This is a genomic window from Massilia genomosp. 1, assembly GCF_011682185.1.
Classification (GTDB): domain Bacteria; phylum Pseudomonadota; class Gammaproteobacteria; order Burkholderiales; family Burkholderiaceae_D; genus Telluria_A; species Telluria_A rubra.
Window position 1 is genome coordinate 22,949 of record NZ_WHJF01000081.1, and the last position, 8,785, is coordinate 31,733.

General features: G+C 62.8%; 9 protein-coding genes. 6 read left to right on the forward strand and 3 right to left on the reverse strand.

Going from position 1 to position 8,785, the window contains the following annotated elements; all coding sequences use genetic code 11:
* Positions 1-51 precede the first annotated feature (51 nt).
* Positions 52-1,101, forward strand: coding sequence for an RluA family pseudouridine synthase (locus F1735_RS24405; protein ID WP_167239339.1), 1,050 nt, complete (start codon positions 52-54; stop codon positions 1,099-1,101).
* A gap of 8 nt (positions 1,102-1,109) precedes the next feature.
* Positions 1,110-1,889, forward strand: coding sequence for a peptidoglycan editing factor PgeF (gene pgeF / locus F1735_RS24410; RefSeq protein ID WP_167239347.1), 780 nt, complete (start codon positions 1,110-1,112; stop codon positions 1,887-1,889).
* 14 nt (positions 1,890-1,903) lie between these two features.
* Here pgeF and F1735_RS24415 read toward each other — a convergent pair whose 3' ends face one another.
* Positions 1,904-2,122, reverse strand: coding sequence for a hypothetical protein (locus F1735_RS24415; protein WP_167239318.1), 219 nt, complete (start codon positions 2,120-2,122; stop codon positions 1,904-1,906).
* A gap of 199 nt (positions 2,123-2,321) precedes the next feature.
* Here F1735_RS24415 and phaC point away from each other — a divergent pair, with 199 nt between their 5' ends.
* From phaC to F1735_RS24435, 4 genes are all read left to right on the forward strand, one after another.
* Positions 2,322-4,109, forward strand: coding sequence for a class I poly(R)-hydroxyalkanoic acid synthase (gene phaC, locus F1735_RS24420; RefSeq protein WP_167239340.1), 1,788 nt, complete (start codon positions 2,322-2,324; stop codon positions 4,107-4,109).
* A gap of 209 nt (positions 4,110-4,318) precedes the next feature.
* Positions 4,319-4,873, forward strand: a complete 555-nt coding sequence (gene phaR, locus F1735_RS24425) for a polyhydroxyalkanoate synthesis repressor PhaR (protein ID WP_167075505.1) — start codon at positions 4,319-4,321, stop codon at positions 4,871-4,873.
* A 190-nt stretch (positions 4,874-5,063) separates the two neighbouring features.
* Positions 5,064-6,443 (forward strand): 30S ribosomal protein S12 methylthiotransferase RimO, encoded by a 1,380-nt coding sequence (rimO, locus tag F1735_RS24430; protein WP_167239341.1) that lies wholly within the window; start codon positions 5,064-5,066, stop codon positions 6,441-6,443.
* Positions 6,444-6,631: 188 nt separating this feature from the next.
* Positions 6,632-7,795, forward strand: a complete 1,164-nt coding sequence (locus tag F1735_RS24435) for a cystathionine beta-lyase (protein ID WP_167239342.1) — start codon at positions 6,632-6,634, stop codon at positions 7,793-7,795.
* Positions 7,796-7,919: 124 nt separating this feature from the next.
* Here the strand turns inward: F1735_RS24435 and F1735_RS24440 are convergent, their stop codons facing one another.
* Both F1735_RS24440 and F1735_RS24445 read right to left on the reverse strand, forming a co-directional pair.
* Positions 7,920-8,297, reverse strand: coding sequence for a DUF4870 family protein (locus F1735_RS24440; protein WP_167239343.1), 378 nt, complete (start codon positions 8,295-8,297; stop codon positions 7,920-7,922).
* Between the two features lie 166 nt (positions 8,298-8,463).
* Positions 8,464-8,785, reverse strand: a 322-nt coding sequence (locus F1735_RS24445) for an integrase core domain-containing protein (RefSeq protein WP_167239344.1), incomplete at its 5' end; no start/stop codon positions are given.

Here is an 8,785-nt window from a genome sequence, read left to right on the forward strand (position 1 = left end):
GAGTATTAACTGAGATTCAACGAAAGGCTGATTATAGCCGATGGGACTGCTGTGATATTAACTCCAACGCCGAATTCGGCGGATTTGCCCTTAGACCCCGATCTGGAGATCGACCTCGACGACGAGGCGGGCGACGAATACGTCCCTGCCGCCACCGGCATCGACCTCTCTCCAATCCACCTCGAACTGACGCCGGACGCCTGCGGCCACCGTCTGGACAAGGTCATTGCCGGCCTGGTTCCGCAATTTTCGCGCAGCCGCCTGCAATTGTGGTTCGAAGCCGGCCACGTGCTGGTCGACGGCAAGCCCGCACGCGGCAAAGACACGGCCTATGGCGACGAAACGGTCGTCATCCTGCCACAAAGCGCGCCGGAAGACGAGGCCTACACGCCGGAAGCGATGGAATTGAACATCGTTTTCGAGGATGAGCATATCATCGTCATCAACAAACCGGCCGGCCTGGTCGTGCATCCGGGCGCCGGCAACTGGGCCGGCACCTTGCTCAACGGCCTGTTGCACCATTGCCCGCAACTGGCCGGCGTGCCGCGCGCAGGGATCGTACACCGGCTCGACAAGGACACCAGCGGCCTGATGGTGATCGGCAAAACCCTGGCGGCGCAAACCGACCTGGTACGCCAGTTACAGGCGCGCACCGTCAAGCGCGAGTACTTTGCGCTGGTCTGGGGCACGCCGCAACTGAGCAGCACCATCGATGCGTCGATGGGTCGCCACCCGAAAGACCGGGTCAAGATGGCGGTGTCGACCAATTTTTCGGCCAAGCCGGCCATTACCCACTACCAGCGCATCGCTACCGGCATGTTGGACCGTCGTCCCGTCAGTTTGGTGCAATGCCAGCTCGAGACCGGCCGCACCCACCAGATCCGCGTACACATGCTGTCGATCGGCTTCGCGCTGGTGGGCGACGCCGTGTACGGCAAGCAGCATCTGACGCCGGTCTTTCCGCGCCAGGCGCTGCAGGCGCGCCGCCTGGGGCTGGTGCATCCGGCCAGCGGCCAGGAGATGGAATGGATCGTGCCGCTGGCCGATGATTTTGCCGAGCTGATCGAACGCGCCGGCATTCCCGAGCCCGAGCAGGTCTGATGCCCGGCGTGCATCTCATCGCACCCGACTGGCCGGACATGCCGGCCGGCGTGGGTGCGCTGGCCACCACCCGGGTCGGCGGCGTCAGTCCGGCGCCGTATGACGACGGCGCCGGCGGCGGCGGCCTGAACCTGGGCCGGCATGTCGGCGACGATCCGGTGCTCGTTGAGCTCAACCGCGCGCGCCTGCGCCAGTCGCTGCCGGGCGCGCCGGCCTGGATCTCCCAGGTGCATGGGGTGGCCGTGGTCGACGCCGCCAGCGTGCAGCCGGGCCAGCCGGTGCGGGTGGGCGACGCCAGCATCGCGCACGCGCCCGGCGTGGTGTGCGCCATCATGACCGCCGATTGCCTGCCGGTGCTGTTCGCGTCCCTGGACGGCAAGGTGGTGGGCGCGGCGCACGCCGGCTGGCGCGGGCTGGCCGCGGGGGTGCTGGGCGAGACCGTGGCGGCCATGCGCGCCGCCGGCGCCGGCGAGATCAGCGCCTGGCTGGGACCGGCAATCGGCCCGAGCCAGTTCGAAGTCGGCAGCGATGTGTTCGACAGCTTCGTCGCGCACGCGCGCGGCGCGGAGGAGGCGGCATCGATGGCGCAGGCCTTCGCCGCCTTTCCCGGGCGTCCGGGCAAGTATCTGGCGGATATGTATATGCTGGCGCGCATCGTGCTGGCGCGCGACGGCGTACACCGTGTTTCCGGCGGAACATACTGCACTGCAAGCGAGCGCGGTCGCTTCTATTCCTACCGGCGCGAGCAGGTGACCGGCCGCCAGGCCAGCCTGATCTGGATTAAATAGGCGTCGGGCGCGTGTCAGTCGCCGCTGGAGCCGCCGCCACTGTCGCCGCCTCCGCTGTCGCTACTGCCGCTGCCGCTGTCGCTGCCGCCGCCGTCGCTCCAGTCGGGGCTGTCGCTAGAGTCGGCGTCGCGTGCATGGCGCAGGCGCTCGCGCTCGCCGCTGCCCGCCGGCCCGTCCGGCTGGCGTCCCGCGCGCAGGCGGCGCGCCATGTCTTCTTTCTGTGCGATCTTCATGCGCCGCATCTTGGAACCGGCGATATACCAGACTATTGACAAAGGCAACACACAATAGCCCAAAAAAGTCATAATCCCTGCGACAATACTGTGCTCGATTATCTCCGTAGCAGCCATCAGTCCGACCACATAGATCCATGCAATAGCGACAAGCCACATACAACTTTCCTTGGAAAAGATTGAAACAATGAACGCAAACATGAATATGCCCGACCCGCAAGCGATGGCCTCCGCATGGATGGCGCAAATGACCGATCCATCCGCCTGGCAGGCGCTGTTCCGTCCGGCGCCGCTGGACACCAGTCCGGTCGCCAGCCTGCTCAAGGATGCCGGCGCCACCATCCCGCAGCAAGCGCTCGATGCGCTGCGCAACGACTATCTGCAAAAAGCAGCGGGATTGTGGCAGGAATTTCTGTCCGGTAAAACCCCGGCGCTGGCCGACCGCCGCTTTGCCGCGCCGGAATGGCTGGCCAATCCGATGTCCGCCTACAGTGCCGCATCATACCTGTTAAACGCCGAGTTCCTGACCGCCATGGCCAATGCCGTGGAGGCCGGTCCGCGCGAACGGCAAAAGATCCGTTTCGCCGTGCAGCAGATGGTCGATGCCATGTCGCCCGCCAATTTTTTGGCGACCAATCCGGAAGCGCAGCAACAACTCATCGAAACCAAGGGCGAAAGCCTCTCGCGGGGGCTGTCCAACATGCTGGGCGATATGCAGAAAGGGCGCATTTCGCTGTCGGACGAGTCGGCTTTTGAAGTGGGCCGCAACGTGGCTACCACGCCCGGCCAGGTGGTGTTCGAAAACCATCTGTTCCAGCTGATCCAGTACAGCCCGGCCACGCCGACCGTACACCAGGTGCCGCTGCTGATGATGCCGCCTTGCATCAACAAATTCTACATCCTCGATTTGCAGCCGGAAAATTCGGTGGTGCGCTATGCGGTAGAGCAGGGCAACACCGTGTTCCTGGTGTCGTGGCGCAATCCGGATGCCTCGCTGGGCGGCACCACCTGGGATGACTATGTCGAGACCGGCGCCATCAAGGCGATCGAGGTCGCGCGCGCCATTGCGGGCAGCGAGAAGGTCAACGCCTTCGGCTTTTGCGTCGGCGGCACCATCATGAGTACGGCGCTGGCGGTGCTGGCCGCGCGCGGCGAACAAGCGGCCGCCAGCCTGACCCTGTTGACCACCTTGCTCGACTTCGAGGACACCGGCGTGCTCGAAGTGTTCATCGACGAAACCCAGGTCGCCATGCGCGAAAAAGCCCTGGCCAAAGGCGGGCTGATGCCGGGCCGCGACCTGGCGACGACGTTTTCTTCGCTGCGTCCGAACGACCTGGTGTGGAACTATGTGCAGTCGAACTATCTGAAAGGCAAGGAGCCGCCGCCGTTCGACTTGTTGTACTGGAATTCGGACAGCACCAACCTGCCGGGCCCGATGTTTTGCTGGTATCTGCGCAATACGTACCTGGAAAACAGCTTGAAGGTGCCTGGCAAGCTGACCGTGGCCGGGTCCAGGGTCGACCTGGGCGCGATCGATGCGCCGGTGTTCGTGTACGGCTCGCGTGAAGATCATATCGTGCCGTGGAAGGCCAGCTATGCCTCGCTGGGGCTGCTCAATCCCGGCAAGGCCGGGGCCAACCGCTTCGTGCTGGGCGCGTCCGGGCATATTGCCGGGGTGATCAATCCGGCATCGAAGAACAAGCGCAGCTACTGGACCAACGATCCCGCCCCGGTGGCGGCGCCGGCCAAGGGCAAAGGCAAGGGCAAGAAGGCCGCGCCGGAAGCCGAGGCCAACGCCGCCGTGGTGCCGGCCGAGCAATGGTTCAGCGGCGCCACCGAACACGTCGGCAGCTGGTGGCCGGAATGGGCGGCCTTTTTGGCCAATCACGGCGGCAAGGATGTCAGTGCTCCAAAGAAATTTGGGAATGCCGACCACCAGCCGATCGAGCCGGCGCCGGGGCGTTATGTGAAGGTGCGGGCCGACTGAATCTTGCAATGAAGCAGGGCAACGGGCGTTGCCCGGTACTTACAGTTTGGGTGCGGCGCACTATTTGCTGCACCCGACCGCGTAAAGTGGTATTTTTGCGAATATCCACTCTATAATGCAAAAAGCAGGCGTGTCAGGAGCGGACCTCAGTCCGCTTTTTTTTCGTGATCAGTCAACATGCGCTGCGGCGCAATAAGTGGAACCTCGAGATGAGTAGTGCAAAAAAGAGTACGGAACGCCTGATCAAGAAGTACCCGAATCGTCGTCTGTACGATACCCAGACCAGTTCGTATATCACCCTGACCGACGTCAAGCAGCTGGTGCTCGACGCCGATGAGTTCACCGTCATCGACGCCAAGAGCAGCGAAGACCTGACCCGCAGCATCTTGCTTCAGATCATCCTGGAAGAAGAAGCGAACGGCGCGCCGATGTTTTCGAGCGGTGTGTTGTCGCAGATCATTCGCTATTACGGCCACGCCATGCAGGGGATGATGGGCTCGTATCTGGAGAAAAACGTCCAGGCCTTCACCGATATCCAGAACAAGTTCACCACCGGCCAGACCGGGACGTTCGAAGGCAAGCCGTTCAGCCCGGAGATGTGGACCCAGTTCATGAACGTGCAGGGACCGATGATGCAGGGGATGATGAACAACTACATCGACCAGAGCAAAAACCTGTTCGTACAGATGCAGGAACAGATGCAAAACCAGAGCAAGAGCATTTTTGGGGCGGCGTTTCCGTTTCCGCCGGTGGAGAAGAAGTAAATCTCCTTTCAGCGCGAAAGCTGGCGTAGCCCATCCCGTCGTCCCCGCCTTCGCGGGGAAGACGGCGCTACTGGTGGAGAATAGGCAGTTCGACCGAGCTAACACTAGCGCGGCGGCAACACCTAAACCACCAACTCCCCGTCCCAAACAGGTATAATCGCAGATTACCCTGCTTTATTGTGCCTCCAACATGTCCGAACTTCGTCGTAATCCCCTTCCTGGTGCCGCTCCAAAAGTCGGCTTTGTCTCGCTCGGTTGCCCTAAAGCGCTGGTCGACTCCGAACAGATCCTGACCCAGCTGCGCGCCGAAGGCTACGAAACCGCGAAGTCGTACGAAGGCGCGGATCTGGTCATCGTCAACACTTGCGGCTTCATCGACGCCGCCGTGCAAGAATCGCTCGACGCCATCGGCGAAGCGCTGGCCGAAAATGGCCGCGTCATCGTCACCGGCTGCCTCGGCGCCAAAAAAGATGCTGCCGGCGACGACATCATCATGAAGGTCCACCCGAAAGTGCTGGCCGTCACCGGTCCCCACGCCCTCGGCGAAGTCATGGACTCGGTCCATCTGCACCTGCCCAAGCCGCACGAGCCGTTCTTCGACCTGGTGCCGGCGCAGGGCATCAAGCTCACGCCGAAACATTACGCTTACCTCAAGATTTCCGAAGGCTGCAATCACCGTTGCAGTTTCTGCATCATCCCGTCGATGCGCGGCGACCTCGTGTCGCGTCCGATCGCCGACCTGATGATGGAAGCCGAAAACCTGTTCAAGGCCGGCGTCAAGGAATTGCTGGTCATCTCGCAAGACACCAGCGCCTACGGCGTCGACGTCAAGTTCCGCTCCGGTTTCTGGAATGGCCGCCCGGTCAAGACCCACATGACGCAACTGGTCGAAGCGCTGGGCCAGCTGGCCGCGCAGTTCGGCGCCTGGGTGCGCCTGCACTATGTGTATCCATATCCGCACGTCGACCAGATCATCCCGATGATGAGCGGTGGCAATGTCCTGCCTTACCTCGACATTCCGATGCAGCACGCCCATCCCGATGTGTTGAAGCGCATGAAGCGCCCGGCCAGCGGCGAGAAAAACCTCGACCGCATCCAGGCCTGGCGCGCCATGAACCCGGACCTGACGATCCGCTCGACCTTCATCGCCGGCTTCCCGGGCGAAACCGAAGCCGAATTCGAGTACCTGCTCGACTTCCTCAAGGAAGCCCAGATCGACCGCCTCGGCTGCTTTGCGTATTCGCCAGTGGAAGGCGCGAGCGCCAACCTGCTCGACAATCCGGTGCCGGACGACGTGCGCGAAGAGCGGCGCGGCCGCGTCATGCTGCTGCAAGAAGAAATCTCGGCCAAGCGCCTGCAGGCCAAGGTCGGCAAGACCATGCGCGTGCTGGTCGATGAAGTCGGCGCCAAGGAAGCGATCGGCCGCTCGTGGGCCGACGCGCCTGAAATCGACGGCGTGGTCCACATCAAGCGCTCGCTGGTGCCGGGCAAGAAGCTCAGCGTCGGCGAATTCGCCGAGGTCGCCATCACCGCCGCCGACGCCCACGATCTCTGGGCTTCGGTCGTCTAGTGGGCCTCGAAAAACCTACTGCGCGGCGTCATTTTCGCCCTGCGATGCTCACCGTACCTTCGTACGGCTGCGCTTCTCGGACGAAACTGGCGCCGCTCGCTACGGTTTTTCGAGGCCCCCTCTAGTCCCCCACGGCTGGCACGGCCGAAGCAAGTGGCCGCGCCGCCACTGCCAATCCTGCCAGCCCGATGAAAACAACTTCCCCGCAAACCCAACTGATTCACGACGCCTACCAGCCGCCCGCCGGCTTTGCGGCGTTTCCCACCCCGATCCATCACGCCTCGACGGTCCTGTTCAAGGATGTCGCGGCGATGCGTTCGGGCGACTGGAAAGACAAAAGCGCCTATACCTACGGCCTGCACGGCACGCCCACCACGTTCACGCTGGAAGCGCGCCTGGCCGCCATCGAAGACGGGCAGTTCTGCCTGCTGGCGCCGAGCGGGCTGGCGGCGATCGCCATGGTCGATTTTGCGCTGCTCAAAAGCGGCGACGACGTGCTGCTGCCCGATAATGTGTACAACCCGAACCGCGAACTGGGGCGCTGGCTCAGCGCCGACTTCGGCATCACGGCGCGCTATTACGATCCGATGATCGGGGCCGGCATCGCGCAACTGATGCAGCCGAATACGAAACTGGTCTGGACCGAGGCGCCGGGGTCGGTGTCGATGGAAGTGCCCGACTTGCCGGCCATCTGCAAGGCGGCGCATGCCGCCGGCGCCCTGGTGGCGCTCGATAACACCTGGTCGGCCGGCTTGGCACTGCGCGGCTTCGCGCATGGCGTCGACATCATCATGCAGGCGCTGACCAAGTACCAGTCGGGCGGCTCGGATGTGCTGATGGGCGCCGTGATTACGCGCGAGCGTGCGCTCAACGACCGGCTGGCGATGGCGCATATGCGGCTCGGCCTGGGTGTCAGCGCCGACGATGCGTACCTGGTGCTGCGCTCGCTCCCCACCATGCGGCTGCGTTTTGAAGCGCACGATGCGGCCGCGCGCAAGGTGGCGCTCTGGCTCAAGGCGCGTCCCGAGATTGCGCGCGTGCTGCACCCGGCGTTTGCCGATTGTCCGGGTCATGCACACTGGAAGCGCGATTTTACCGGGGCAGGGGGCTTGTTTTCGGTGGTGTTCGATGCGCGTTACAGCCAAGAGCAGACCGACCGCTTTGTCGACAGCCTGGCCTTGTTCGGGATTGGCTACAGCTGGGGCGGGGCGAACAGCCTGGTCATGCCGTGCCGGGTGCAGGCAATGCGCAAGGATTGGAAGGATGCGGGGGTGCTGGTGCGCTTCAATATCGGGCTGGAAGAAGCCGATGACCTGATCGCGGACATCGAGCAGGGCTTGGCGCGGCTGTGAGCCGCGTGTGCGTTCCGGCCACTGGCGCGTCGTTCCCGTTGGCTCGCGGTTACCGCTAGCTCGTCGTTCCCGCGCAGGCGGGAACGACGAGCTAACCGGTGGCGGACGGTCCGGCTAACCGTCGTCAAGCCGGCATCGCCTGGTTCTTCTCCAGATCGAAAAATCCTTTCAGCAGGCGATACGCTTTCCAGATCCACGCCAGTCCGCCGACGACCCATGCGATGAACAGGCCGATACCGAACACCCAGCCCAGCGCCACCGCAAAGAAAATAGCGACCACCATCCAGAAAACGAACCACCAGAACGAGCGGATCATCCAGCTGTGATGGCTGTAGACGAAGGTCCCTTGCGCCTCGCCGCGCTTGATGTAGTTGACGATCAGCGGGATCGCCGACAGCATGCCCAGCGAGAAAACCAATGCCAGCGCATGCACGATATACAGAATGCGCGCCATGTTTTTCTGTTCTTCCATATTCCGCTCCAAGGTCAGGTCTTGCGTCATGTCTCATGCTCCTTTAGCAATATGGGCCGATTGTAGCAGTCCCGCCGCCGCCGATCCCGAAATTGTGCATGCATATCATGCGTTCCGCATGAGAGCGTCCACCCAGGAAACAATCCCGTTCACGTCCACGGAAATTTGCAAGCTAGTTGTCGCCTAAATACGATTTTTACGCTGCTTTTTTGAGTGCTTGATTTTTCTCCTTTTTGGTGACGGCTTCCGTGACACTTTTTTCGGGATTGAGGTGTACCGTCGTCACTGGCGCCCAGCTTCGCGTATCGCCACTCCAGCGCTCCGGGCGCGCGGCCTTGGCCGCTTCATAGACCTCGGCGCGTTTGCGTAGCAGCGCGCCGTCCAGGCCCGAGTGACGCTGTGCCGGTGTAACGAATTGGATAGCGCTGTGACGGTGTTCCTCGTTGTACCAGCGCACGAACGTGCCGACCCACTGCCTTGCGGCCATGAGGCTTTCAAATGCGCCCTGCGGGTAGGCT